The following is a 25,617-nucleotide window of genomic DNA, read 5'->3' as shown; positions in this document are numbered from 1 at the left end:
GGACACGAGGAGGACGCAGTGTCGTCACCGTCGTTGAAGAAGCACCGCACGAGATGGCTCACCGGCCTGGCCGGCGCCGCCGCGCTCGTGGTGGCGTTCCCCTCAGCCGCGTTCGCCGCCCCGCCGCAGGCGCTGCCCGCCAACGCCGAGAGCGCCGAGTACACCTACCAGCCGGCCTTCGACTACGACACGGACGGCTGCTACTCCTCTCCCGCGATCGGCCCCGACGGCACCGTCAACGGCGGCCTCAACCCCACGGGTTCGCTCAGCGGCGACTGCCACGACCTCTCGGACCTGAACAACACCAACACGTACTCGCGCTACAAGTGCAACAACGGCTGGTGCGCCTACATGTACGGCCTGTACTTCGAGAAGGACCAGGCCCTCGCCAACAGCAGCATCGGCGGGCACCGGCACGACTGGGAGCACGTCGTGATCTGGGTGCAGAACGGCGCGGTCCAGTACGTGTCGACGTCCAACCACGGCTCGTTCACGGTGACCGCGGCCTCCGGCGTCCGCTTCGACGGCACGCACGCGAAGATCGTCTACCACAAGGACGGCATCAGCACGCACTGCTTCCGGCTGGCCAACTCGAACGACGAGCCGCCGGAGAACGCCAAGGGCACCTGGCAGTACCCGCCGTTGGTCGGCTGGAACGGCTACCCGTCGACGGCCCTGCGCGACAAACTGAGCGCCTATGACTTCGGCAGCGCCAACTTCGGTCTCAAGGACGCCAATTTCGCCGCCCACCTGACGTCGGCGAAGCCGTCGGGGATCTCCTTCGACCCCAACGCCTGACCCCCGCAACGCCCTTCAGGCGCTCGCGGACACCTTCGGGTGCCTTCGGGCGCGGGACCTAGGACTCCCGGCACCGCCGCTTTCCGTCCCGCGCCCGATCCCCGCCGATCTCCCCCGGCATAGCGTCCCGTTCATGGACACGACCGAGATGAGCGACACCAGCGGACACCTGGAAGAGGCCCTGGAACGCGTCCACGCGTCCGGCCCGGAGCGGGAGGGCTGGCTGTCCAACCACGCACCCATGGTCGTAGAAGCGCTCGCCGCGCACGGACAGGCCGGTTCGGTGCACCGGTGGCTGGACCTGTACCAGGACAGGCTGGAGGACTTCCCCGACCGCACGGCCCCCGTCACGGACGACAACTGGCGTGCGGCGCTGGGTGATCCGCGCCGGATAGCGGACTGGACCGATCATTTCTCCCGCACGCTCGCCGAGCGCCCCTGGAAGGACGTCCTCGCCGAGTGGTGGCCCCGCCTGCTGCCCGGACTGTACGGCGGCGCCACGCACACCGTCATCCGGGTCGGCCACGCCGTGCGCGCGCTGGCCGCCGAGGAGAACGCGCCCCGGCGCACCGAACTCGCCCACGCGCTGGGTTACTGGGCCGCGCGGCACCAACCTGTGACCGGCCTCCTGGCTCTGCCGGGCGCGGCGACCGCCGGACAGGCCCTGGACGCCGTACCCGCGATCGAGCCGGGTCACGTGGGGTTCCGGGACCGTCTGGCCGCCGTGCGCCGGCTGCCCGTGTGGGCGGACGAGGTCACCGACCCGGACACCGCCAAGGAGCGGCTCACCGAACTCGTCCGGGCCGCGACCCACCGCTACGCCACCCACGGCCACGGTGAGCCGACCATGCTCGTCCACGCGGCGACGGCCCCCAACGCCGTGCTGCGGACCCTGGATTCGCTCCCCCGGGACCAGTGGGCCCCCAGTCTCCACGCGGCCTGGACGGCTTCGGCGGCGGTCACGGCGATGTACGCGCCGGTGGCGCCGGTCGACTACACCCCGCCGGGGCGGCTGACGCCCGAGGAGGTCGTGGAGCGGGCCCTCGCCCACGGTGACGAACACGTCATCAAACTCACCGACACCGCCCTGGACATCGGTGACGAGCAGGCCCTCTCGGCCGCCCTCCGCTCGGTCGAGATGAGCGAACCGCTCACCTAGGCGCCTGCCACCAACGCGTCGCCCAAGGGCGTCCGCCCGTACAGCACCTGGAGGCCCTGCCGCCGCGAGCCGAGCAGGCCCGCCTCGCGCAGCACCGACAGATGGGCGGAGACGGTCGACGGGGCGAGACCGTGGCGACGGGCCAGGTCGGTGGTCGAGGCCGGGTCGGTCAACCCGGCCAGGAGGGCGGCGCGCCCGCGCCCCAGGAGCCGGGCGAGTGCCTCCGGCGGGCGGGGTGCCTCGGCGGAGTGCAGGGCGCGCATCCCGCGGGCGGGGTAGATGACCGTCGGCTGCCAGGGCCGGGCGAAGCCGCTCACCACGTCGGGCCAGACGAACACGCTCGGCATGAGCAACACGCCTCGCCCGTCGGCCAGTTGGGCGTCCGTCATGTCACCGCGCACCGGGAGGGTGAGGATGCCGTCGGCCCAGTCGACGTCCGGGTGCAGATCGGCGAACAGGGCGTCGAGGCCCGCGTCCGCCACCTGCCGGGAGCGATGGGCGATGTCGGCCTCCAGCACGGCCCGGTGACGCGCCCAGTCCGGGGCGAGAAGCGCCTGCCAGGCCTGCTCGGTGAGATCGGCGAGGCGCCGTACGGCCCCGGCCGGGTCGTCGAGGGCGGCCCGGCCCCGCGGCGACCCGGCGAGGCCCGGGGTGCAGGCGAGCGAGCGGGCCATCTCCTCGTGGGCGAGGGCGGGGTCGGTGGCGCGCACCCGGGCCAGCTCGTCCTCGAAGCGGGGGTACGGCTCCTCGGGCGGCGGGCCCAGGAAGTCCGGGGTGTAGCCGCCGACCGGTGGGATGAACAGCCACAGCGGTGACAGGTCGAGCCCGGCCACCGCGGGTGCCGCGCGGCGCAGCCAGGCGCGGTGGTAGCCGTGCCGGGCGGACCGGCGCAGCATGCGCAGCGCCTCGTGGGTCTGGCACAGCGGTGAGACCGCGAACCGGCACCGCCTGAGGTCGTCCGTTCCGAGACGCAGGGTCAGCGCCACAACAGCCTCCCCGGCGGCCGTGAGTGATTCGTCCTGGACCGAAAGAGTAGGACCGAGCTGTCCGGCGCAGCACGCTGGCCGTCCCACTTCCCCTCCCCCGGAAGGCACTTGGATGGGCAGCGTACGTCCGGCCCCCTGGCGCAGGGCCGCCGTCGTCGCGGCACTGATGCTGGCCGCGTTCACCTTCAACACCACCGAGAACCTGCCGGTGGGCCTGCTGTCCCTGATGGCGGACGATCTGCGGGTCTCGCTCACGGCGGTGGGCGCGCTGGTCACCGGCTACGGCCTGACGGTGGCCGTGGGCTCGCTGCCGCTGGCCCACGTCACCCGGTCGGTGCCGCGCCGGTACCTGATGTCCGGCCTCCTCGCGGTGCTCGCGCTGGCGAGCTGGCTGTCCGCGCTCACCGCCGTGTCGTACGGTCTGCTGCTGGCCGCCCGGGTGGCAACCGCGCTGGCACAGGCGCTGTTCTGGGCGGTGATGGGGCCGGTCGCGGTCGGGCTGTTCCCTCCCGAGCGGCGGGGCCGGATCATCGGGCTGCTGTCGGTCGGCGGTTCGCTGGCCACGGTGGTCGGGGTGCCGGCCGGGACCTGGCTGGGCGGGCACAGCGGCTGGCGGGTGCCGTTCGCGGTGCTCGGTGCGCTCGCCGTCGTCTCGCTGGTCACGGTGGCCGTGCTGCTGCCGACCTCACGTCCGCGGGAGAGCCACGCGGCCTACGGCGCCGCCCCGGACCGGCGCCGGTTCGCGGTGGTGCTCACCACCACCGCCCTCTCGGTGACGGGGGCGTTCACCGGGTTCACGTACCTCGTCGCCTTCCTGGACGAGGTGAGCGGGTTCGGGCGGGACGCGGTGAGCGCCGTGCTCCTGGCGTTCGGGGCGGCGGGGCTGGCCGGGGTCGCCGCGGTGGGGCCGCTGCTGGACCGGTATCCGCGGGCCACGCTGGTGATCCCGGTGTCGGGCCAGGTCGTGGCCCTGGTCGGGCTGTACACGGCCGGGAGCAGCCAGGCGGCGACCGTGGTGCTGCTGATGCTGCTGGGCGCTTCGGTGGCACCCGCGTTCATGGCGACGCAGAGCCAGGTGCTGCTGGTCGCGCCGGGGCGCACCGAGACGGCTCTCGCGGCGAACTCGGCGGCGTTCAACGTGGGGGTGGCCGCGGGCGCGCTGCTCGGCGGGGTGCTGCTGCCGCTGACCGGGACCCGCGGCACGTTCCTGGCAGGGGGGTTGCTCACCGCGGTGGCGCTGCTGGTGCTGTCCTGGCCGGCGACCGTCGTCACGCGGGCGACGGTGGACGCGCCGGAGCAGGGCGTCCGATGATGGCCGAATGGATCTTCACGAGGAACTGCCCGCGGCCGTCGACGCGGGGGCCCTGCTCGACCTGGCCGGCTCCCATCACGCCCGTCGCGTCCGGCCCTTGGGCACCAGGGAGGCCGCGGATCACCTGGTGAAGGTGTACGCGGTGGAGGCGCCCGGGCGCACGGTCGCCGAGCGGGACACCGAGGCCGCGCTGCGGATCGCGGCGGGCCATCTCCGCCTCGGCCCGCTGCGGGGCTCGCTGGGACTCGCCGTGCTGCTCGTGCACGCGGGCGGGGACGGCGACTACGTGCTGGTCCACACCTGGATCGAGGGCGACATGGCGGACCTGGCGGTCTTCACCGGACCCGCCGGCGAGCCGGACGCGCTGCGGCCCGGCCGGGCGGGACTCTCGCCCTGCGTGTGGGAGGCGGCCGTACTCGCGCACGAACGGGACGCGTACGCCCGGCGCGTCCTGGACGGGACCGGGCCGCTCGCCGACCGTCTCACCGCCTGGGCCGAGGACACCCTCACGGGTGAGGTCCGATGAGCGGGACTCCCCGCGTCCGGCACGCCGAGCGCGCTGACGTTCCCCGGGTCGCCGAACTCGCCGCCCGGCACGCGGAGTACGAGCAGGCGACACCACCCCCGGACGACCTGCCCGCCAGACTGGCCGGCCTGCTCTTCGACACCCCCGCGCCCCGCCTGCGCTGTCTGGTCGCCGAACTCCCGGACGGCGAGCTCGTCGGCTACGCCACCTGCGCGCCCGAACTCTCCACCTGGGAAGGCCGCGAATACCTGCACATGGACTGCCTGTTCCTGCTGCCCGGACACCGCGGTCTCGGACTGGGCGTACTGCTGATGGACGCCGTCGCCGCCGAGGCCCGGGCGCTCGGGCTCGGCGAGGTGCAGTGGCAGACGCCGACGTGGAACGACGGGGCGATCCGGTTCTACGACCGGTTGGGCGCCCGGGCCAAGCAGAAGTGGCGCTACTCCCTACCCGTTACTCCCTGAGCGTCAAACACCGGACCTCCGCAGGGTCTATCGTGTCCCGCATGTCCCTCCCGGAACTGATCCGCATCGTCTCCCGTGACTCGCCGATGGCGCTGGCTCAAGTGGAGCGTGTCAGAAGCGAGTTGACCGCCCTGTATCCCGGTGTGCGCACCGAGGTCGTGCCGGTGAAGACGACCGGTGACAAGTGGATGGGCGACCTGTCGAAGGTCGAGGGCAAGGGGGCGTTCACCAAGGAGGTCGACGCCGCGCTGCTGGCCGGCGAGGCGGATCTCGCGGTGCACTGCGTGAAGGACGTGCCCGCCGACCGGCCGCTCCCGGCGGGCACCGTGTTCGCCGCCTTCCTGAAGCGGGACGACGTCCGGGACGCCCTGATCCACCCGGGCGGGCTCACCCTGGACGAGCTTCCGGAGGGGACCCGGATCGGGACCTCCTCGGTGCGCCGCGTGGCCCAGCTGGCCGCCACCCATCCGCATCTGGAGTGCGTGCCCTTCCGCGGCAACGCCAACCGGCGGCTCGCGAAGCTGGCGGCGGGTGAGGCGGACGCGCTGCTGCTGGCGGTCGCCGGGCTCGAGCGCATCGGCCGCCAGGACGTGATCACCGAGATCCTCTCGCCGGAGACGATGATGCCGCCGATCGGCGCGGGCATCCTCGCGCTCCAGTGCCGTGAGGGCGACACCGAGCTGATCGACGCGGTCAGCGCGCTGGGCGACCCGGACACGTTCCGGGAGGCCACCGCCGAGCGCATGTTCCTGCACGTGCTGCAAGGACACTGCAACAGTCCGATCGCCGGTTACGCGCGCGTGGACCACGGCGGCGAACTCTCCCTGCGGGCCTGTGTCTTCACCCCGGACGGCAAGACGCGGCTGAACGCCCACGAGTGGGCGGGCCGGCTGGATCCGGCCACGCTGGGCACCTCGGTCGCCGTGGCCCTGCTGCGTCAGGGCGCCCGCGAGATCATCGACGGCATCCCGCACTAGCTCCGCCGCACGGCAACCGAGAACGGCGGCTCAGGCCGTGCCCTCTTCGGCCTGGTCCCGCAGGAAGTTGCTGACCTGGCAGGCCAGGCCCTCGCGGCCCGCCCCCGTGTGCGCGGTCCGCTCGTCGAGTCCGATGCCGCCGGCCCACAGCCGGCGGTCGGCCCACTCGTCGTCGACCCGCAGCTGGATCTGCACGTCGATCTGGCTCAGGCTCGCCTCCGGGCCCGCCGCGAACAGCACGGCGGTGGCGCGGCGCAGCGGGTACACGTCGAAGCCCTCGATGAACTGCGAGTTGCGCCAGTCGATGAAGGCGCTCTCCCCGTCGGGACCGATCCGGACGTCGATCTGGCCGTCCTCCAGGTGGACCGTCGGGTGCTTCTCCCCGCGGTTTTCCACGGTCACGCGGACGCTGAAGTAGGTGAGCCCTTCGGCGGCGTCGTCGCGTCCCCGCGGCGGCTCGGCCGCCTCCAGACGGTGGACGCGGACACGCAGACCGGCATGCTCGTCGTACTCCTGCCAGTCCCCGACCACGTTCGGCTCGTACACAGTGCACCTCTTCGACCTCAGAGAGCTGCTTCCTATCTGTGTGCTCAATGCACTGTCAAATGAGCGGAATGCGCTGTGGCCAGGGAATTCACCCCCTTTGATCGCTGATCAAGCCGTGCGCAGGAAGAATCCGCCAAGCGGCCGGAAAAACCCTTCCGCGGGCGTGCCGCACATCACGTTCCCCACGCATGATCAACACGCGTGATCAACGGGCCAGCCGGCCGAGGAGCGAGGAGGCCGCGGTGATGCCGAGCGCGGCGGCCACGGCCAGCACGCCGAAGTCGAGCGCCAGATGGGCGTGGGTGCCGAGCAGGAGGCCGCGCAGGGCGTCGACTTCGTAGCTCAGGGGGTTCACCTTGCTGACGGCCTGGAGCCAGCCCGGCATGACGGAGAGCGGGTACAGGGCGTTGGAGCCGAAGAAGAGCGGCATGGTGATGGCCTGTCCGATGCCCATCAGGCGGTCCCTGCTGAGCACGATGCCGGCGATGGTCATGGACAGGCAGGAGAAGAAGGCCGAGCCGAGGATCACGATCAGGCCGACCCCGAGGAGCTTCAGCGGGTTCCAGGTCAGGGACACCCCGAGCAGGGCGGCGATGAGGATGACGACGACGGCCTGGATCAGTGATTTCACGCCGGCCGCGAAGGCCTTGCCGGTGGTCAGTGCCGAGCGCGGGGTGGGGGTGACCAGGAGCTTGTTGAGGATGCCCGCGTCCCGCTCCCAGATGATCTGGATGCCGTAGAAGATGGCGATGAACATCGCGGACTGGGCGATGATGCCGGGCGCCAGGTAGTCGATGTAGGGGATGCCCTCGGTGGGGATCGCCTTGATGCGGGTGAAGGTCTGGCCGAAGATCAGCAGCCACAGGGCGGGCTGGACGGCGCGGGTGTAGAGCTCGGTGCGGTCGTGGCGGAGCTTCTGCAGCTCGACGGCGCACATCGCCACCACCCGGGCGGGCAGCAGCCGCCAGCCCGCGCGGGGCTCCGGCGGCCTCAGCAGCAGGCCGATGTCAGCCGACACGGTTCGCGGTGCGGCGGGTGCTTCGGACATCGCGGAAATCCCCTCCTTCGTCTTCGAGTCCGCTGCCGGCGACGTCCCGGAAGACGTCCTCCAGGGTCGGCAGGGTGTCGGTGCCCCGCTTCTCGGCCAGTCCCCGCCGGAGTTCCTCGGGGGTGCCCAGGGCGCGGATGCGGCCGCGGTGCATGAGGCCGACCCGGTCGCAGTACTGGTCGGCCTCGTCCATGTAGTGGGTGGTCACGAGGACGGTCATGCCGGTCGCCTCGCGTACGGCGTTGATGTGCTCCCAGACGCCGGTGCGGGCGATCGGGTCGAGGCCGATGGTCGGCTCGTCGAGGATGAGCAGCCGGGGCGCGCTGACCAGGGCCTGGGCGAGTTCCAGGCGCCGGACCATGCCGCCGGAGTAGGTGCCCGCGAGCCGGTCGGCGGCGTCGGTGAGGTCGACGGCGGCCAGGGCCTGGGCGACCCGCTCGGCGCGTTCCTTGCGGGACACGTCGAAGACGCGGGCGAACAGGGTGATGTTCTCCCGGCCGGTCAGGTTCGCGTCGGCGGACAGCTGCTGCGGGACGTAGCCCAGCAGGCGCCGTACGGCCATCGCGTCCTCGGCGGTGTCGCGGCCGAAGACGTGGATCATGCCGGCCGGCACCGGGAGCAGGGTGGTGATGCAGCGGATGGCGGTGGTCTTGCCGGCGCCGTTGGGGCCGAGCAGTCCGAAGACCTCGCCCTCCCCCACGGTCAGGTCCAGTGCGTCCACGGCCTTCGTGTCGCCGAAGGCGTAGTCGAGCCCGGTGCAGGAAACAGCGTCGGCTGTCATGACTCCTCGGCCTCCTCGTGCAGGGTGACGGCAAGGGCGCGCAGGGCCGGCAGGGCGGCTCGCAGGGCTTCCTGGTCGGCCGTGTCGAGCCGGGCGACGTGCCGCCCGACGAGTGCGACGCGCCGCTGTTTCCAGTCCCTGAGCCGGGTCTCGGCCTTCTCGGTGAGCAGCAGGCGGGCGGCGCGCCGGTCGGCGGGGTCGGTCTCGCGGACCAGGTGCCCCTCTTTGACGAGCTGGTTGACGAGGGTGGAGACGGAGTTCCCGGCGAGGTGCAGTTCCCTGGCGGCCTCGGAGACGCCGATGCCGGGCCGCGACTCGACCAGGCGCAGCAGCTCGACCTCGGCACCGCGCAGCCGCGGCACGGTCAGTCCGGCGCGCAACCTGCGCCTGAGCAGCCGCTGGACACCGACGAGGGCGTCGGCCAGCTCTTCGGGAAAGGTCTCCTCGTCCATGCCGCGAGATTACCTCTGTGTCAGAGGCAATCTCGACCAAGAGCGAGTCAAGCACGCACCTCGGGCCCATACACACTCACCTCGGGCCCATATCGGGCGATCTGTGCTTTTGTTTCGTTTCACCCGATAGCGGGAATCCGTACAACAGTGCTTCGGACAGGAGGCACCTCCGTGGGAGCCCGCCGAGCGGGTTTCGGATGTCTGTCTCTCACCGTCCGCGTGCGTTCCTCCCACGGGTCTGTCCATCCAGCACCCCCTCAGGGAGGTGCGCGACATGACCGTCGCCACCAGAACCAAGCCCCATCCGCACGACGACGCCCCTGACACCAACGCGGCGTTCGAGCGTTTGACGCGCCTGCCCGAAGGCCCGGAGCGCAAGGCGCTGCGGGACGAACTGGTGGAGCTGTGGCTGCCCATGGCCGAGCGGATCGCCGTCCGCTTCCGGGGCCGCGGCGAGTCCCTCGAGGACCTCTACCAGGTGGCCGCCCTCGGGCTCGTCAAGGCCGTCGACCACTACGACCCGGCCCGCGGCAGCGCCTTCGAGGCGTACGCGGTGCCGACCGTGACCGGCGAGATCAAGCGGCACTTCCGCGACCACATGTGGACGCTGCACGTACCGCGGCGGGTGCAGGACCTGCGCAACCGGGTCCGGCAGGCCTCGAAGGAGCTCGCGCAGACCCCCGGCCGGACTCCCAGCGTCGCCGAGATCGCCGAGCTGGCGCACCTGACCGAGGACGAGGTGCGCACCGGGGCGGAGGCGCTGGAGTGCTTCTCGGCGCTCTCGCTGGAGGCGGAGATGCCGGGCACGGACGGCTACGCCCTGAGCGACGCGCTCGGCGGCCCCGACCCCGGCTACGACGTCGTCGTCGACCGGGTCGCCGTCCGGCCCTGTCTGGAAGCCCTGCCGGACCGCGAGCGGACCATCCTCTACCTGCGCTTCTTCAAGGGCATGACCCAGAGCGGCATCGCCGAGGAGCTCGGCATCTCCCAGATGCACGTCTCCCGGCTGCTCAGCACCTGCTTCGACCGGCTGCGCGAGGAGGTCCTGGCCGACGCCGGCTGATGCCTGGAGCCCGGGGCCGCCGTCACTCCGGCGGCGCCCCCGGGATCTGCGTCGGCCCGTACTGGTCGAGGGCCTTTTCGAGCTCGACGCGGACCTCCCCCGGGATGTCCCCGGACCGCCCCCAGATGAGGATGAGGTCGGCGACGCTGCGCAGCTTGATGTTGGTGTGCTGGGAGACGTCCTTCAGTACGGCCCAGCCCTCGTCCGGAGTCACCCTGCCGAGGGCGACGACCATCCCGATGGCCTGGTCCACGACGGCATGGGAGACGACCGCCTCCTTCAGCTGGTCGATCTCCTCCTGGAGCGCGAAGATCCGGTCCGACTCCGCGGCCGGTTCCTCGGGGATGCCTGGCACCCCTCCATCCTGTCACTCGGACGGCCCGGCGCCACCGGGCCGGAGGCCGGAAGGGGCACCGTTTCGGCGGCTCCCGCGGGGTACTCGGCAGGCGGCCACAGCTGTTCCGGAACGACACTGGGTGAAAGACCCACTGGCCGCAGCCCGACGAGAGCAGGACGCGACCGCCATGAACCACGACCCGAGACTCCCCGGCACGACCGCGGACGTCGTCTCCAGCCACCATGTGTTCGGGGCCCCCTGCTGGGTGAGCCTGACCAGCCGCGACCAGCAGACCACGGAGGACTTCTACGGAGCCGTCCTCGGCTGGGAGTGGAAGCCGGCCAAGCTCGGGGAGCGCTTCCGGGTGGCACTGGCGGACGGCACGCCGGTCGCCGGCATCGCGGCGGTGGCGTCGATGTGGCAGATGGCGGTGGCCTGGACGCCGTACTTCGCGGTGCCCAGCGCGGACGAGGCGGTGGCCCGGGTCCAGGAGCGCGGCGGCACGCTGGCGGTGGGCCCGCTGTCCTTCCCGCCCGGCCGGGCGGCCCTGCTCTCCGACCGGGACGGCGCGACCTTCGGCATCTGGGAGGGCGAGCTGATCGCCAACTGGGAGGTGTGGCGCCGGGCCCAGCCGGCCTTCGTGCGGCTGCACACCCGTGACGCGTTCGACGCGGCGATCTTCTACGGCGAGGTCCTCGAGTGGGCGACGGGACGCCCCGGCTGCTGCGAGGTCGACTACGAGGGCGGCGAGGTGGTGCTGCGCAGCGGCGGCGACGTGGTGGCCCGCATCGAGTCGGGAGCCCTGGGCTCGGCGCCCGACCCCACGATCCGCCCGCACTGGCAGGTCCACTTCGCGGTCACCGACGTCACGGCCTGTGCCAAGGCCGCCGAGGCCCACGGCGGCAGCGTCCTGACGAAGCACAGCACCGAGGCCGTGCTGCGGGACCCGGACGGAGCCCGGTTCACGGTGACATCGCGCCGGACACGCTGAGCGTCCCGGGACCACCCGGCGAAGAGCCCCGCACCCGTCGACCGGGTGCGGGGCTCTTGTTCAGGCGCCCGTGCGGGAGGGCCGGGACAGCAGCACCAGGCTGCGGGCCTCGACCGTCATCTCCGTGCCGGCCTTGTGCTCCGACTCGTCGGCGCCCTGCGGCTCGGCCGTGTCGAGCAGGGTCGTCCAGCGGTCGCCGTACGCGGGGTCAGGGAGGCGGAAGTCGACGGGTTCCCAGTATCCGTTGAGCAGCAGGAGGAACGAGTCGTCGACCACCCGGCGCCCGCGCGGGTCGGGTTCGGCGATGGCGTCGCCGTTGAGGAAGACACCGACCGAGTGGGCGTCGGACCGCTGCCAGTCCGCCTCGGTCATCTCGCGGGCGTCCGGCAGCAGCCAGACCAGGTCCGGCAGCGGCTGCCCCGCGTGCGTCACGGTCTCCCCCCGGAAGTAGCGGCGCCTGCGCAGCACTGGATGCGCGGCCCGCAGCCCGATCACGTACCGCGTGAACGCGGCGAGTTCGCGCTGCTCCTCGCTCAGCGCCCAGTCGATCCAGGAGACTTCGTTGTCCTGGCAGTAGGCGTTGTTGTTGCCGCCCTGGGTGCGCCCGAGTTCGTCGCCGTGGCAGAGCATGGGGATGCCCTGCGAGAGCAGCAGCGTGGCGAGGAAGTTGCGCTGCTGGCGGGCCCGGAGTTCGAGGACGGCGGGGTCGTCCGTGTCGCCCTCCGCCCCGCAGTTCCAGGACCGGTTGGTGCTCTCCCCGTCCCGGCCGCCCTCTCCGTTGGCCTCGTTGTGCTTGTCGTTGTAGGAGACGAGGTCGCGCAGCGTGAAGCCGTCGTGCGCGGTCACGAAGTTGACGCTCGCGCGCGGACGGCGCCGACTGTGCTGGTACAGGTCGGAGGAGCCGGTCAGGCGGGACGCGAACTCCCCGAGCGTGTGCGGTTCGGCGCGCCAGAAGTCCCGTACGGCGTCCCGGTACTTGCCGTTCCACTCCGACCACAGCGGCGGGAAGTTGCCGACCTGGTAGCCGCCCTCCCCCACGTCCCACGGCTCGGCGATCAGCTTGACGCGGCTGATCACCGGGTCCTGCTGGATGAGGTCGAAGAACGCGGAGAGCCGGTCCACCTCGTGGAACTGCCGGGCCAGGGTGGCCGCGAGGTCGAAGCGGAAGCCGTCGACGTGCATCTCGGTGACCCAGTAGCGCAGCGAGTCCATGATCAGCTGAAGGACGTACGGGTGTCGCATCAGCAGGCTGTTCCCGGTGCCGGTGGTGTCGTAGTAGTGGCCCCAGTCGCCGTCCACCAGCCGGTAGTAGGAGGCGTTGTCGATGCCCCGGAAGGACAGGGTCGGCCCCTTCTCGTTGCCCTCGGCGGTGTGGTTGTAGACCACGTCGAGGATGACCTCGAGCCCGGCCGCGTGCAGCGCCTTCACCATCGTCTTGAACTCGGCGACCTGCTGACCGCGGGTGCCGTGGGCGGCGTAGGCGTTGTGGGGCGCGAAGAAGCCGATCGTGTTGTAGCCCCAGTAGTTGGAGAGGTCGCGGTCCTGGAGCACCCCGTCCTGCACGAACTGGTGCACCGGCATCAGCTCGACGGCCGTCACTCCCAGCGAGGTCAGGTGGCCGATCACCGCGGGGTGGGCGAGACCGGCGTAGGTGCCGCGCAGTTCGGGCGGGACGTCGGGGTGGGTGCGGGTGAGTCCGCGGACGTGCGCCTCGTAGATCACGCTGTCGGCGTAGGGCCGGCAGGGCGGTCGGTCGTCGCCCCAGTCGAAGGCCGGGTCGGTGACCACGCCGAGCATGGTGTGCCCGGCGCTGTCGGCCTGGGGCGTGACCAGTGACGGGTGGTTGTCCGTCTGGCCGTCGACCGCCTTGGCGTACGGGTCGAGCAGCAGCTTCGACGGGTCGCACCGGTGGCCGAACTCGGGCTGCCAGGGGCCGTGCACCCGATAGCCGTAGCGCTGTCCCGGCCCCACACCCGGCAGATAGCCGTGCCACACGAATCCGTCGGCCTCGGTCAGCGGGACCTCGCTGTGGCCGCCCCGCTCGTCGACGAGGACGAGTTCGACGCGCTCGGCGACCTCGCTGAACAGCGCGAAGTTGGTGCCCTCGCCGTCGTAGGCGGCGCCCAGCGGGTACGGGCGCCCGCTCCAGGCGGGCACCCGCTTCCCGTTCTTGGACGGCTTCCTCCTGGACGCCGGCACGTCAGCACCCGCCGTCGGCGGCAGCGGCGGCCAGGGCCGCGACCGGCAGCTCGCGCGGCACCTGGAGGCCCTCCCGCAGGCTGGGCGCGGGCACGGTCGGCACCAGCGGGACACGCTCGCCCGCACGGGCCCGCTGGGAGAACCAGATGACCTTGCTGCCGGTCTCCGTGGCGCAGCAGCCCCAGCCGTCGCTCATCGCGGCGATGCGCTCGAGGCAGGCGCGCAGATCCAGGTCCGGGCGCAGATCGCAGTCGTTCTCGCCGATGGCCGTGATGAGGTGCTGACCGTTCCACCACAGCTCGATCGAGGTGTTCTTGTCCGTCGCGTGCTCGTCGATCGCCTTCAGCAGCAGGACGGCACCGCGGCAGACGGGCTCGACCAGGGTCTCCAGGTCCCAGAGCCGTAGATGGGCGGCCAGGATGCGCCTGACCTGCCCGACCCGTTCCGGGCTGACCTCCACGTCGAGGTGGTAGTAGCAGGGCACTGCGGTCTTCATCGTCGTCGCTCCTCACCGGCGAAGCTCCCGCTCCTCCCGGCCCCCGCGGGGCCGGGCCCCGAAACACACGGAGCGTGAGCGCTGTTCGCTTCAGAGTCACTCCAGAGTGGGAGTGCTACGCCATTCGTGCAACACGAGCGATTCGCGAGGCGAATGAAGCCGGTCGGGGCGGATGAGGCGGCATAAAGGTCGTTGAAGACCCAACAAGACGCTGAGTCGTTACCCGTGCACCATGAGTGAAGATCTCGCGGGTCCCGCATCTCCCCACCTCCGAAAGGTGAACGGCGCCATGCTGCTACCGGCCAAAGCCGAAGTCGCCAGGCAACTGAGGCGCTACCGCGCCTGGGAGCGCCGGATGCTCGCCTCCCCCGCCGACCGCGCCGTCCGGAGCACCTTCGAGGACTCGGGCTACACGCTGTGCGTCCTGATGGGCAAGCGCTGTGCCCGCGAGGCCGCCGACGCGGCCGAGCGCTATCTGCGGAGCAGCGTGATCGCCTATCTGCAGGAGCAGAGCGACCTCCCGCACGCGAGCGCCGCCGTCAGACGGGGTCCTCCGAGATCGGCGGAACGTTCCCCCGCGGGGAGGTGACAGCCTTCCGGCGCAGCTTCGATCCCCCGGCCGGGCGCCCTCAGTGCCCGGCCTCGAGCACGACGGAGGCGAGAGCATGAGCACCACCCCGGCCATCGGCCGCATCCCCGTTCGGGACGTCCGTCCTGCCGTCGAGTCGGGCAGGCGCCCGGCGAAAGCGGTCGTGGGAGAGACGTTCGAGGTCACCGCCACCGTGTTCCGCGAGGGGCACGACGCGGTCGCCGCGAACGTCGTCCTCACCGACCCGGAGGGCCGGCACAGTCCCTGGACCCCGATGCGGGAGCTGGCCCCGGGCACCGACCGCTGGGGCGCCGAGGTGACGGTGGACGTCGAGGGGCGCTGGACGTACCGCGTGGAGGCCTGGAGCGACCCGGTGAGCACCTGGCGGCGCACCGCCCGCATAAAGGTGCCGGCCGGCCTCGACACGGGACTCGTCCTGGAGGAGGGCGCCGAGCTCTACACCCGTGCGGCGGCGGGCGTAGCGGAGGGCCCGCAGCGGGCGGTGCTGCTGGCCGCGGCCAGGACGCTCGCCGATGACTCGCTGCCGGTCGCCACCCGTCTGGCGGGGGCGCTCACCCCGGAGGTGGACGCGGTCCTGGCCCGCCATCCGCTGCGGGAGTTGATCACGGCGTCGGAGTCGTTGCCGCTGCTGGTGGAGCGGGAGCGGGCGTTGTTCGGCTCGTGGTACGAGTTCTTCCCCCGGTCGGAGGGCACCCCCGAGACGCCGCACGGCACGTTCCGTACCGCGGCCCGCAGGCTGCCGGCGATCGCGGCGATGGGTTTCGACGTGGTCTACCTGCCGCCGATCCACCCGATCGGCACCACCTTCCGCAAGGGCCGCAACAACACCCTCTCCGCCGGCCCCGACGATGTGGGCGTGCCGTGGGCGATCGGCTCGCCGGAGGGCGGCCACGACGCGGTCCACCCGGATCTGGGCACGATCGAGGACTTCGACTGGTTCGTGCGGGAGGCTGCCGCGCACGGGCTGGAGATCGCGCTGGACTTCGCGCTGCAGTGCTCGCCGGACCATCCGTGGGTGCAGAAGCATCCGGAGTGGTTCCACCACCGCCCCGACGGCACGATCGCGTATGCGGAGAATCCGCCGAAGAAGTACCAGGACATCTACCCGATCGCCTTCGACGCGGATCTGGACGGGCTGGTCGCGGAGACCGTGCGGGTGCTGCGGCACTGGATGGGGCACGGGGTGCGGATCTTCCGCGTGGACAACCCGCACACCAAGCCGGTCGTCTTCTGGGAGCGGGTGATCGGTGACATCAACGCCACCGACCCCGATGTGATCTTCCTGGCGGAGGCGTTCACCCGGCCGGCGATGATGCACACCCTGGCGCAGATCGGTTTCCAGCAGTCGTACACGTACTTCACCTGGCGCACCACCAAGCAGGAGCTGACCGAGTACCTGAGTGAGCTGGCGGGTGAGGCGGCCTCCTACATGCGGCCGAACTTCTTCGCCAACACCCCCGACATCCTGCACGCCTTCCTCCAGCACGGCGGCCGGCCGGCGTTCGCGCTGCGCGCGGTCCTGGCCGCGACCCTCTCGCCGACCTGGGGGATCTACTCCGGCTACGAGCTGGCCGAGAACACCCCGCTGCGCGAGGGCAGCGAGGAGTACCTGGACTCGGAGAAGTACCAGCTCAAGGCCCGCGACTGGGACAGCCCCGACAGCCTCGCCCCCCTGATCACCCAGCTCAACACCAGCAGGCGCAGCCACCCGGCGCTCCAGCAGCTCCGGAACCTCCGTTTCCATGACACCGACAACGACTCGGTCATCGCCTACAGCAAGCGCACGGGTGACGACGCGGTCCTGGTGGTCGTGAACCTCGATCCGCACCACACCCAGGAGGCCACGGTCTCGTTGGACATGCCGCAACTCGGCCTGGAACGGCACGAGTCCCTTTCCGTCCACGACGAACTGACGGGTGAGACCTACCGCTGGGGCAGAAACAACTACGTGCGCCTGGAGCCCGGCCGGGCACCCGCGCACGTGTTCCAGGTCCGTAGGTCGGCGCCTCAGAGCGGAGGATCCACAGCGTGACTGTCAACGAGCCCGTCCACGACACCTTCGAGGACACTCCGGCGAAGGACCGGGACCCCGACTGGTTCAAGCGAGCGGTCTTCTACGAGGTGCTGGTCCGCTCCTTCCAGGACAGCAACGGCGACGGTGTCGGCGACCTCAAGGGCCTGACCGCCAAACTGGACTACCTCCAGTGGCTCGGTGTCGACTGCCTGTGGCTGCCGCCGTTCTTCAAGTCGCCGCTCCGGGACGGCGGTTACGACGTCTCCGACTACACCGCCGTACTGCCGGAGTTCGGTGACCTCGCCGACTTCGTGGAGTTCGTCGACGCCGCCCACCAGCGCGGCATGCGCGTGATCATCGACTTCGTCATGAACCACACCAGCGACCAGCACCCGTGGTTCCAGGAGTCCCGCGCCAACCCCGACGGCCCCTACGGCGACTACTACATGTGGGCGGACGACGACAAGCAGTACCAGGACGCGCGGATCATCTTCGTCGACACCGAGGCCTCCAACTGGACCTACGACCCGGTCCGCGGCCAGTACTTCTTCCACCGCTTCTTCTCCCACCAGCCGGACCTCAACTACGAGAACCCCGCCGTCCAGGAGGAGATCCTCGCCGCCCTCCGCTTCTGGCTGGACCTCGGCATCGACGGCTTCCGCCTCGACGCCGTGCCCTACCTCTACGCGCAGGAGGGCACCAACTGCGAGAACCTGCCCGCCACGCACCAGTTCCTGAAGCGGGTGCGCCGCGAGATCGACGCGATGTACCCCGACACGGTGCTGCTCGCGGAGGCGAACCAGTGGCCGGAGGACGTCGTCGACTACTTCGGCGACTACCAGGCCGGGGGCGACGAGTGCCACATGGCCTTCCACTTCCCGGTCATGCCCCGCATCTTCATGGCCGTGCGCCGCGAGTCCCGCTACCCGGTCTCCGAGATCCTCGCCAAGACCCCGGCCATCCCGCAGAACTGCCAGTGGGGCATCTTCCTGCGCAACCACGACGAGCTGACCCTCGAGATGGTCACCGACGAGGAACGCGACTACATGTGGGCCGAGTACGCCAAGGACCCGCGGATGCGCGCCAACATCGGCATCCGACGGCGCCTCGCCCCCCTCCTGGACAACGACCGGGACACGATCGAGCTGTTCACGGCCCTGCTGCTGGCGCTGCCCGGCTCGCCGATCCTCTACTACGGCGACGAGATCGGCATGGGCGACAACATCTGGCTCGGCGACCGGGACGCCGTCCGCACCCCCATGCAGTGGACCCCCGACCGCAACGCGGGCTTCTCCACGGCGGATCCGGGCCGGCTCAGCCTGCCGATCATCATGGACCCGGTCTACGGGCATCAGGTCACCAACGTCGAGGCGTCCATGGCCTCGCCGTCCTCCCTGCTGCACTGGACCCGCCGGATGATCGAGATCCGCAAGCAGAACCCGGCGTTCGGCCTCGGCACCTTCACCGAGCTCCAGTCCTCCAACCCCGCCGTGCTGGCCTTCCTGCGGGAGTACGAGGACGACCTGGTCCTGTGCGTGAACAACTTCTCCCGGTTCGCCCAGCCCACCGAGCTCGACCTCCGCGAGTTCGCCGGTCGACACCCGGTCGAGCTGTTCGGCGGGGTGCGGTTCCCGGCCATCGGTGAACTGCCGTATCTGCTGACCCTCGGCGGGCACGGCTTCTACTGGTTCCGGCTCTCCCGAGTCGCATCCCGCATCGGTCGACGCTCTTGAGCGTGCCGACGAAAGGACGCGTCACCATGCCGAAGACCGCACCCCTCGGCCCCAGAACCGTGCCGGCGAGCGACCTCATGGCGTCGCTGGGCGGGCTGCTGCGCCAGTGGCTGCCGCGCCAGCGGTGGTTCGCGGGCAAGGACCGGCCCGTGAGCGAACTCGGTCTGCTCTCCATGACCGAGCTGTTCCCGGGCTGTCTGCATCTGCTGGTCCACGCCAGTCACGGCGGAGTGCCCGCGCCGGGCTGCGCCACCCCGGCCGGTGACTGCTACCAGCTGCTGCTGGGCGTGCGGAAGCACCTCTCACCGCGTCTCGGCCGCGCCCTGATCGGCCGCGCGGAGCAGGGTCCGCTGGCCGGCCTCACGATCTACGACGCCCTGCACGACCCGCGTTCGGCGCAGCTGCTCCTCGAACGGCTGCGGCAGCCCGGCACGGCCGGACCCCTGCGCTTCGAGGGCGACCCCTCGGTGCCGGTGCCCGCCGGGCTCCCCCCGCGGCTGCTGGAGGCGGAGCAGTCCAACTCCTCGCTGGTGTACGGCGACGAGTTCATCCTGAAGGTCTTCCGCCGGATCCAGCCCGGGGTCAACCCGGACCTGGAGGCGCCGGTCGCGCTGGCCGGGCAGGGCTGCCGCAGGGTGCCCGCGCCGGTGGCCTGGTTCCGGACCACGCACCCGCAGGAGGCCACGCTCGGCGTGCTCCAGCCGTATCTGCGGGACGCCTCCGACGGCTGGACGCTGGCCCTGCACGCGCTGGCCTCCGGTGACGACTTCACCGTGCAGGCGCACGAGCTGGGGCGGGCCATGGCCGAGGTGCACCTCGCGCTGGCCGCCGCGTTCCCCGGTGACGGGGCCCACGGAGACAACGGCTCCATGGCGGCCGCGATGGCCGAACGCCTGGACGCGGCCGCGCACAGCGTCCCGGCGCTGCGACCGTTCGTGCCCGGGCTGCGGAACGCCTTCGGCGCGCTGGCCACCTGCGACGCCGGGCCACCGGCACAGCGGGTGCACGGCGACCTGCATCTGGGGCAGGTGCTGCGGGCGGGCCGCGAGTGGTTCGTCATCGACTTCGAGGGCGAGCCGTCCCGGCCCCTCGCCGAGCGCTGCACCGCGCAGTCTCCCGTGCGGGACATCGCAGGCATGCTGCGCTCCTTCGACTACGCGGCCCGGCAGCGCCGCCCCTGGCGTCCGGAGTGGGCACGCCGCTGCCGGGAGGCCTTCTGCGCGGGCTACGCCGCCCTCGCCGGCTGGGACCCGCGCAAGAAGCACGGACTGCTGCGGGCGTACGAGACCGACCGGGCCGTCTACGAAGTCCTGTACGAGGCGCGACACCGACCCGACTGGCTGCCCGTGCCGATGGCGGCGATCGAGCGCCTCGCCGTGAGAGGAGACTGAGCCGTGGCCCTGCGTGACACTTCGATGCCCGAGCCGTCCGGACCGGCCGGGCGCGCCCCGGCCCCGGCCCCGCCACTGGACACCGGCGACCGGGCCCGGCTGCTGGCGGGCGCCCACCACGACCCGCACGCGCTGCTCGGCGCCCACCCGGTCGCCGGCGGGATCGCCTTCCGGGCGCTGCGCCCCTTCGCCCGCTCGGTGAGCGTGGTGATCGACGGCGAGCGCAGCCCGCTGACCTCGGAGGGCGACGGCCTCTTCTCGGGTCTGCTCCCCCTCGACGCGATCCCCGACTACACCCTGCGGGTGGCGTACGCGGACGGGGAGCAGGAGGTGCACGACCCGTACCGCTTCCTGCCCGCGCTCGGCGAGACCGACCTCCACCTGATCCGCGAGGGACGCCACGAGCAGCTGTGGAAGGCGCTCGGCGCCGAGCCGATGACCCACCAGGGCGTCACCGGCACCCGCTTCACGGTCTGGGCGCCGAACGCCCAGGGGGTCCGGGTCGCCGGCGAGTTCACCTACTGGGACGGGCAGGCGTTTCCGATGCGCTCGCTCGGCGCGTCCGGGGTGTGGGAGCTGTTCCTGCCCGGGATCGGCGAGGGCACCCGCTACAAGTTCGAGATCACCTCCCGCCACGGCGACCGGTTCCTGAAGTCCGACCCGATGGCCCGCAGCACCGAGGTGCCGCCCGACACCGCGTCCGTGGTGACCTCCTCGCACTTCGAGTGGAGCGACCAGGAGTGGATGGCCGGGCGGGGCGAGGTCCCGGTGCACGAGGCGCCGTTCTCGGTGTACGAGGTCCATCTGCCGTCCTGGCGCAAGGGGATGACGTACCGTCAACTCGCCGAGGAGCTCCCCGCGTACGTCAAGGAGCTCGGCTTCACCCACGTCGAGCTGATGCCGGTCGCCGAGCACCCCTTCGGCCCTTCCTGGGGTTACCAGGTCACCGGTTTCTACGCGCCGACCTCCCGGCTCGGCTCCCCCGACGACTTCAAGTACCTGATCGACGCCCTCCACCGGGCCGGCATCGGCGTGATCATGGACTGGGTGCCGGCCCATTTCCCCAAGGACGACTGGGCGTTGGCCCGCTTCGACGGGGACCCGCTGTACGAGCCCGGGGACTGGCGGCGGGCGGAGCACCCGGACTGGGGCACGTACGAGTTCGACTTCGGACGCGTGGAGGTGCGCAACTTCCTCGTCGCCAACGCCGTGTACTGGTGCGAGGAGTTCCACATCGACGGCCTCAGGGTCGACGCGGTCGCCTCCATGCTCTACCTCGACTACTCGCGCGACTCGGGCCAGTGGAGCCCGAACGTGTTCGGGGGCCGGGAGGATCTCGACGCGGTCGCCTTCCTCCAGGAGATGAACGCGACCGTGTACCGGCGGGCGCCGGGGGTCGTCACCATCGCCGAGGAGTCCACCGCCTGGGACGGCGTGACCCGTCCGACCGACAGCGGGGGCCTGGGTTTCGGCCTGAAGTGGAACATGGGGTGGATGCACGACTCGCTCGGCTACATCAGCCATGAGCCGGTGCACCGCAAGTACCACCACAACGAGATGACGTTCTCGATGGTGTACGCGTACAGCGAGAACTACGTGCTGCCGATCTCCCACGACGAGGTCGTCCACGGCAAGCAGGCGCTGGTGTCCAAGATGCCGGGCGACTGGTGGCAGCGGCGGGCCGACCACCGCGCCTACCTCGGCTTCATGTGGGCCCACCCCGGCAAGCAGCTCCTTTTCATGGGCCAGGAGTTCGCCCAGGGCGCCGAGTGGTCGGAGGAGCACGGCCCGGAGTGGTGGCTGCTCGACCCGGCGTACAGAGCCGAGCCGGACCACCGGGGCGTCCGTGATCTCGTGCGCGACCTGAACACCGTCTACCGGGAGACGCCCGCGCTGTGGCAGCGGGACACCGACCCCGGTGGCTTCCGGTGGGTGATCGGGGACGCGGCCGAGGACAACGTCTTCGCCTTCCTGAGGTTCGACGCGCAGGGCACCCCCCTGCTCGCGGTCTCCCACTTCTCCCCCGCGGTGCGCGAGGACTACCGCCTCACCGTCCCCGAGGGCTTCCCCCTGTGGCGGGAGGCCCTCAACACCGACTCCGCGCGGTACGGCGGCGGCGACGTCACCGCCCCCGACCCGGTCAAGGCGGAGGACGGGGTCCTGCGGCTCACCCTGCCGCCGCTCGCGACGGTGTGGCTGGTCCCGGTCTCCGGCTGAGGTCCGCGGGCGACGCGGAGGTGTCCGACCGGCCCGAGGGGGCAGTCGGGGTCGTACGAGAACGAGCATCCTCGTCGTCGCCAAGGGCCACAGAAAGGGCTGCATCACGTGCGCACCGTCGGAGTGGAGGAGGAGCTCCTCCTGGTCGATCCGGAGACCGGCGAGCCGCAGGCGCTGTCCGCGGCCGTACTCGCGCGGGCCGCGCAGGACGAGCCGGGCCAGGACGTCTTCGAGAAGGAACTCCACAACCAGATGCTGGAGTTCGCCACCCACCCGCAGTCGGGGATGGACGCCCTGCGCGCGGAGATCGTGCGCTGCCGCAAGGAGGCCGCCCGGCTCGCCGGCGAGAGCGGCTGCGCGGTGGCCTCCCTCGCCACCTCGCCGCTGCCCGTCAGCCCGTCCGTCGGCATCGGGCGCCGCTACCAGTGGATGGCGGAGCAGTACGGCATCGCCACCAGGGAGCAGCTGGTCATGGGCTGCCACGTCCATGTGTCCGTCGAGTCCGACGACGAGGCGGTCGCCGTGGTGGACCGGATCCAGCCCTGGCTGAGCGTGCTGGCCGCGCTGAGCGCCAACTCGCCCTTCTGGCAGGGCAAGGACACCGGCTACAGCAGCTACCGCAGCCGGGTGTGGCAGCGCTGGCCGTCGGCCGGGCCGACCGAGCCCTTCCGCTCGGCGGAGCGCTATCACCGGCGGGTGGCCGACATGGTGGCGACCGGGGTCATCCTCGACGAGGGGATGATCTATTTCGACGCGCGGCTGTCCCGGAACTTCCCCACGGTGGAGATCCGGGTCGCCGACGTCTGTCTGCACGCGGACACCCCCGTCCTGCTCGCGACCCTCGCCCGGGGACTGGTGGAGACCGCCGCCCGTGAGTGGCGGGAGGGCCGGGAGCCGGTGACGCACAGCGTGAGCCTGCTGCGGATGGCCGCCTGGCGGGCCGCGCGCTCCGGGCTGTCGGAGGAGCTGCTCCATCCGGCGACGATGCACCGCATGCCCGCCGAGACGGTGGTCCGCGCCCTGCTGGAGCACGTCGAGGAGGCGCTCGCCGACAGCGGCGACCTGGACCTGGCCCGCGAGTCCTGTGCCGAACTGCTGGGCCGCGGCAACGGCGCCCGCGTACAGCGCGAGCTGCTGGAGCGCACCGGCAGTCTGCGGGACGTGGTCACCGAGTGCGTGAAGCTGACCCAGGCATAGGTCTACAGGGCCAGCATGATGGCGTACACCAGGAAGAACGCGGCGACGAGGACCACCAGGAGGAGGATCAGGGCCAGTGGGCCCTTGGCCCAGCCCCTGGTCGGGTTGTGCGTCTCCCGGGGGCCGGCCTCGGGCAGGCTGCTCTCCGCGGGCGGGGTCTCGCCCGGGGGTACGCCGCCGCCCGGCTCCAGTCCGGTGGTGCGCTCGGGTTCGGGATCGGGATTCGTGTAACTCATGGGGTCCGAGTCCCCCGATCTCGGCGAGATCACAGGTGACCGCCTACTTCCGTAATACAGGTACCCCCCGCAGTCTCCTGGGCTAGATTCGAGCACCGCGGATGACCGAGCTCGTCGGCGCAGTCACAGCCCGTACACGTCAGGAGCAGCGCATGCGCGACTTCGCCCTCGCTCCCCGGACCCTGTCGCGCTCCAGCGGCGGTCTGGCCGACAGCGTCTTCGAGAGAGCGGAGCTCGACCCCACCCTGCCGGTCCTCGCCCGCCGTCCCGAGGGGTCCTCGGGGAGCTGGCAGGAGGTCACGGCGGTGGAGCTGCGGGACGAGGTGGTGGACCTCGCGAAGGGGCTGGTCGCCTGCGGGATCTCGCCCGGCCACCGGGTGGCGATCATGGCCCGCACCCGGTACGAGTGGACGGTTCTCAGCTACGCGCTGTGGGCGGTCGGCGCCGAGGTCGTGCCGATCTACCCGACGGCCTCGCGCGACCAGGTCGAGTGGATCCTGCGGGACGCCGGTTGTGTGGCCGTGGTGGTGGAGGACGAGCAGGCCGTCATGACGGTCGGTTCGGTGTGCGCCGCGCTGCCCCGGCTGCGGCACGTCTGGCAGCTGGACGCGGGGGCGCTGGAGGAGCTGGCCGAGCGGGGCGAGCTGATCCCGCTCGCGACGGTCGAGTCACTGCGCCGCATCGTGCTGCCGGACTCCACGGCGGTGGTCGCCTACACCTCCGGCACCACCGGGCGTCCGATGGGGTGCGCGCTCAGTCACCGCGGCCTGGCCAGCCCCTGTGACACCCTGCTGGAGGGCTGGCGGCAGATCACGGCCGCGCCGGGCGAGCAGCCGTCGGTGCTCGCCTTCCTGCCCTTCTCGCACGTGTACGGCCTCATGATCCAGGGCGTGTGCATCCGGGGCGGCTTCCTCATGGCCCACGAGCCCGACCTGAACGAGGAGGCGCTGGCCGCCTCCCTCCAGTCGTTCCGGCCCACGTACTTCTACGCGGTCCCCTCCGTCTTCGAGAAGATCTACAAGAACTTCCTGCGCGCCGCCCAGCAGTCGGGCCGCGGCGCCCTGTTCGAGCGGGCCGCCGACACCGCCCGCGACTTCGCCCTGGCCTGTGAGCGGCAGCGGCTGGGCGAGGGCCCGGGCCCCGGGTTCGACCTGCGGCTCCAGCACGCCCTGTACGAGCGGACGGTGTACCGCAGACTGAGAGCCGCGCTGGGCGGCCGGGCCCGCCGGGGCACCTCGGGCGGCTCGACCCTCAACCGCGAGCTCTCCCTGTTCTACGAGGGCATCGGTCTCTACGTGCACGACGGGTACGGCCTCACCGAGACCTGCGGCGGGATCACCATGCAGCCGCTGGGCCGGGAGAAGTCCGGGACCGTGGGCAAGCCGCTGCCGGGCGTGGATCTCCGGGTGGCGGACGACGGGGAGATCCTGGTGCGCGGCCCTTCGGTGTTCCAGGGGTACGTCAACGACGAGGCCGCCACCCGGGCCGCGCTGTACGGCGGCTGGCTGGCCACCGGGGACCTGGGCCGGCTGGACGCCGACGGCTATCTGACGATCACCGGCCGCAAGAAGGACATCCTCGTCACGACCAGCGGCAAGAGTGTGGCTCCCGCCGCCCTGGAGCACCGGCTGCGGATGCATCCGCTGATCCACCAGGCGGTGGTCGTCGGGGACAACCGGCCCTGCGTCGGCGCCCTGCTCACCGTGGACCCGGTGTTCCTGGCCCACTGGCGCGGGGTCCTGCTCGCCCAGCAGGATCCCTCGGCGCGGGAGGCGCGGGAGGAGAACCTGCTGCGGGAGGAGATCGCCCGGGCGGTGGCCGCCGCCAACAGCACCGTCTCGCGCTCGGAGTCGATCAGGGTGTTCCGGGTGCTGTCGGAGCCGTTCGACCTGGCCAACGGGCTGCTGACGCCGTCGATGAAGCTGCGCCGGGACGAGATCGTGCATCGGTACGCCGCCGAGATCGACGCGATGTACCAGGCCCGCTCGGCCGGCGCCCGGCGCACCGCGACGGAGGACTTGCTGAGCTGGGACGACTCGGACGACGTGTTCCGCTGACCGGGGCGCCGCCTGGCGCGTTCGGGG

General features: G+C 71.5%; 24 protein-coding genes. 15 read left to right on the top strand and 9 right to left on the bottom strand.

Translation table 11 applies throughout. From position 1 onward, the window contains the following. Nucleotides 1–18 precede the first annotated feature (18 nt). Complete coding sequence (locus OHN19_RS41040) at nucleotides 19–798, top strand: NPP1 family protein (RefSeq protein WP_330269089.1); 780 nt, start codon at nucleotides 19–21, stop codon at nucleotides 796–798. Between the two features lie 133 nt (nucleotides 799–931). Continuing rightward, nucleotides 932–1,957: a questin oxidase family protein gene (locus OHN19_RS41035; protein WP_330269088.1), complete on the top strand. Its 1,026-nt coding sequence runs from the start codon at nucleotides 932–934 to the stop codon at nucleotides 1,955–1,957. On the opposite strand, the gene OHN19_RS41030 is transcribed toward OHN19_RS41035, so the two are convergent. Then, a complete protein-coding gene (locus OHN19_RS41030) occupies nucleotides 1,954–2,943 on the bottom strand; it encodes an ArsR/SmtB family transcription factor (RefSeq protein ID WP_330269087.1) in 990 nt (329 codons plus the stop codon). The two genes, OHN19_RS41035 and OHN19_RS41030, sit on opposite strands and share 4 nt — an antisense overlap. A gap of 112 nt (nucleotides 2,944–3,055) precedes the next feature. Here OHN19_RS41030 and OHN19_RS41025 point away from each other — a divergent pair, with 112 nt between their 5' ends. Genes OHN19_RS41025 through hemC form a run of 4 tightly spaced genes read left to right on the top strand, consistent with a single transcriptional unit; the run spans nucleotide 3,056 to nucleotide 6,222 of the window. After that, nucleotides 3,056–4,255 (top strand): MFS transporter, encoded by a 1,200-nt coding sequence (locus OHN19_RS41025; RefSeq protein ID WP_330269086.1) that lies wholly within the window; start codon nucleotides 3,056–3,058, stop codon nucleotides 4,253–4,255. A gap of 7 nt (nucleotides 4,256–4,262) precedes the next feature. Further along, entirely contained in the window at nucleotides 4,263–4,781 is a 519-nt protein-coding gene (locus tag OHN19_RS41020) for a hypothetical protein (protein ID WP_330269085.1), read from the top strand. Then, nucleotides 4,778–5,245, top strand: a complete 468-nt coding sequence (locus tag OHN19_RS41015; protein ID WP_330269084.1) for a GNAT family N-acetyltransferase — start codon at nucleotides 4,778–4,780, stop codon at nucleotides 5,243–5,245. The genes OHN19_RS41020 and OHN19_RS41015 overlap by 4 nt, the downstream gene beginning before the upstream one ends. A gap of 41 nt (nucleotides 5,246–5,286) precedes the next feature. Continuing rightward, nucleotides 5,287–6,222, top strand: coding sequence for a hydroxymethylbilane synthase (hemC, locus tag OHN19_RS41010; RefSeq protein WP_330269083.1), 936 nt, complete (start codon nucleotides 5,287–5,289; stop codon nucleotides 6,220–6,222). Nucleotides 6,223–6,252: 30 nt separating this feature from the next. On the opposite strand, the gene OHN19_RS41005 is transcribed toward hemC, so the two are convergent. The 4 genes from OHN19_RS41005 to OHN19_RS40990 all read right to left on the bottom strand — a co-directional run bounded on the left by OHN19_RS41005 (nucleotide 6,253) and on the right by OHN19_RS40990 (nucleotide 9,049). After that, entirely contained in the window at nucleotides 6,253–6,768 is a 516-nt protein-coding gene (locus tag OHN19_RS41005; protein WP_330269082.1) for a hypothetical protein, read from the bottom strand. A gap of 205 nt (nucleotides 6,769–6,973) precedes the next feature. Next, nucleotides 6,974–7,816, bottom strand: coding sequence for an ABC transporter permease (locus OHN19_RS41000; RefSeq protein WP_330269081.1), 843 nt, complete (start codon nucleotides 7,814–7,816; stop codon nucleotides 6,974–6,976). Continuing rightward, the gene (locus OHN19_RS40995) at nucleotides 7,776–8,597 is read right to left on the bottom strand and encodes an ABC transporter ATP-binding protein (RefSeq protein ID WP_330269080.1); all 822 of its coding nucleotides are present in this window, start codon (nucleotides 8,595–8,597) and stop codon (nucleotides 7,776–7,778) included. The genes OHN19_RS41000 and OHN19_RS40995 overlap by 41 nt, the downstream gene beginning before the upstream one ends. Beyond that, nucleotides 8,594–9,049, bottom strand: coding sequence for a MarR family winged helix-turn-helix transcriptional regulator (locus OHN19_RS40990; RefSeq protein ID WP_330269079.1), 456 nt, complete (start codon nucleotides 9,047–9,049; stop codon nucleotides 8,594–8,596). Before OHN19_RS40990 ends, OHN19_RS40995 begins: the two co-directional genes overlap by 4 nt. Before the next feature lie 274 nt (nucleotides 9,050–9,323). Here OHN19_RS40990 and OHN19_RS40985 point away from each other — a divergent pair, with 274 nt between their 5' ends. Next, entirely contained in the window at nucleotides 9,324–10,112 is a 789-nt protein-coding gene (locus tag OHN19_RS40985; RefSeq protein ID WP_330269078.1) for a SigB/SigF/SigG family RNA polymerase sigma factor, read from the top strand. A 22-nt stretch (nucleotides 10,113–10,134) separates the two neighbouring features. Here the strand turns inward: OHN19_RS40985 and OHN19_RS40980 are convergent, their stop codons facing one another. Further along, entirely contained in the window at nucleotides 10,135–10,467 is a 333-nt protein-coding gene (locus OHN19_RS40980) for an ANTAR domain-containing protein (protein ID WP_330269077.1), read from the bottom strand. Between the two features lie 169 nt (nucleotides 10,468–10,636). Here OHN19_RS40980 and OHN19_RS40975 point away from each other — a divergent pair, with 169 nt between their 5' ends. After that, nucleotides 10,637–11,440 (top strand): VOC family protein, encoded by an 804-nt coding sequence (locus tag OHN19_RS40975; protein ID WP_330269076.1) that lies wholly within the window; start codon nucleotides 10,637–10,639, stop codon nucleotides 11,438–11,440. A 60-nt stretch (nucleotides 11,441–11,500) separates the two neighbouring features. On the opposite strand, the gene glgX is transcribed toward OHN19_RS40975, so the two are convergent. Next, a complete protein-coding gene (gene glgX / locus OHN19_RS40970) occupies nucleotides 11,501–13,597 on the bottom strand; it encodes a glycogen debranching protein GlgX (protein WP_330269831.1) in 2,097 nt (698 codons plus the stop codon). Nucleotides 13,598–13,640: 43 nt separating this feature from the next. Further along, nucleotides 13,641–14,135: a pep a2 gene (locus OHN19_RS40965; protein WP_330269075.1), complete on the bottom strand. Its 495-nt coding sequence runs from the start codon at nucleotides 14,133–14,135 to the stop codon at nucleotides 13,641–13,643. Nucleotides 14,136–14,424: 289 nt separating this feature from the next. On the opposite strand from OHN19_RS40965, the gene OHN19_RS40960 reads away from it, so the two are divergent. The 6 genes from OHN19_RS40960 to OHN19_RS40935 all read left to right on the top strand — a co-directional run bounded on the left by OHN19_RS40960 (nucleotide 14,425) and on the right by OHN19_RS40935 (nucleotide 23,297). Next, nucleotides 14,425–14,724 carry a DUF5133 domain-containing protein gene (locus tag OHN19_RS40960; protein WP_330269074.1) on the top strand — a complete coding sequence of 100 codons (300 nt, stop codon included), beginning with the start codon at nucleotides 14,425–14,427 and terminating at the stop codon, nucleotides 14,722–14,724. A gap of 76 nt (nucleotides 14,725–14,800) precedes the next feature. Then, complete coding sequence (locus OHN19_RS40955; protein ID WP_330269073.1) at nucleotides 14,801–16,777, top strand: alpha-1,4-glucan--maltose-1-phosphate maltosyltransferase; 1,977 nt, start codon at nucleotides 14,801–14,803, stop codon at nucleotides 16,775–16,777. Further along, nucleotides 16,774–18,492 carry a maltose alpha-D-glucosyltransferase gene (gene treS, locus OHN19_RS40950; protein WP_330269072.1) on the top strand — a complete coding sequence of 573 codons (1,719 nt, stop codon included), beginning with the start codon at nucleotides 16,774–16,776 and terminating at the stop codon, nucleotides 18,490–18,492. The genes OHN19_RS40955 and treS overlap by 4 nt, the downstream gene beginning before the upstream one ends. A 26-nt stretch (nucleotides 18,493–18,518) precedes the next feature. Next, complete coding sequence (locus OHN19_RS40945) at nucleotides 18,519–19,883, top strand: maltokinase N-terminal cap-like domain-containing protein (RefSeq protein ID WP_330269071.1); 1,365 nt, start codon at nucleotides 18,519–18,521, stop codon at nucleotides 19,881–19,883. Nucleotides 19,884–19,886: 3 nt separating this feature from the next. Further along, nucleotides 19,887–22,100 (top strand): 1,4-alpha-glucan branching enzyme, encoded by a 2,214-nt coding sequence (glgB, locus tag OHN19_RS40940; RefSeq protein ID WP_330269070.1) that lies wholly within the window; start codon nucleotides 19,887–19,889, stop codon nucleotides 22,098–22,100. 108 nt (nucleotides 22,101–22,208) lie between these two features. After that, a complete protein-coding gene (locus tag OHN19_RS40935; protein WP_330269069.1) occupies nucleotides 22,209–23,297 on the top strand; it encodes a glutamate--cysteine ligase in 1,089 nt (362 codons plus the stop codon). A gap of 2 nt (nucleotides 23,298–23,299) precedes the next feature. Here OHN19_RS40935 and OHN19_RS40930 read toward each other — a convergent pair whose 3' ends face one another. Beyond that, a complete protein-coding gene (locus tag OHN19_RS40930; RefSeq protein WP_330269068.1) occupies nucleotides 23,300–23,533 on the bottom strand; it encodes a DUF6480 family protein in 234 nt (77 codons plus the stop codon). A gap of 152 nt (nucleotides 23,534–23,685) precedes the next feature. On the opposite strand from OHN19_RS40930, the gene OHN19_RS40925 reads away from it, so the two are divergent. After that, complete coding sequence (locus OHN19_RS40925; RefSeq protein ID WP_330269067.1) at nucleotides 23,686–25,590, top strand: AMP-dependent synthetase/ligase; 1,905 nt, start codon at nucleotides 23,686–23,688, stop codon at nucleotides 25,588–25,590. Nucleotides 25,591–25,617 lie beyond the last annotated feature (27 nt).

Origin of the sequence: Streptomyces griseorubiginosus (assembly GCF_036345115.1) — a bacterium.
Classification (GTDB): domain Bacteria; phylum Actinomycetota; class Actinomycetes; order Streptomycetales; family Streptomycetaceae; genus Streptomyces; species Streptomyces griseorubiginosus_C.
Note: the sequence above shows the minus strand (reverse complement) of the source record. Positions and strands in the feature narration are given on the sequence as shown.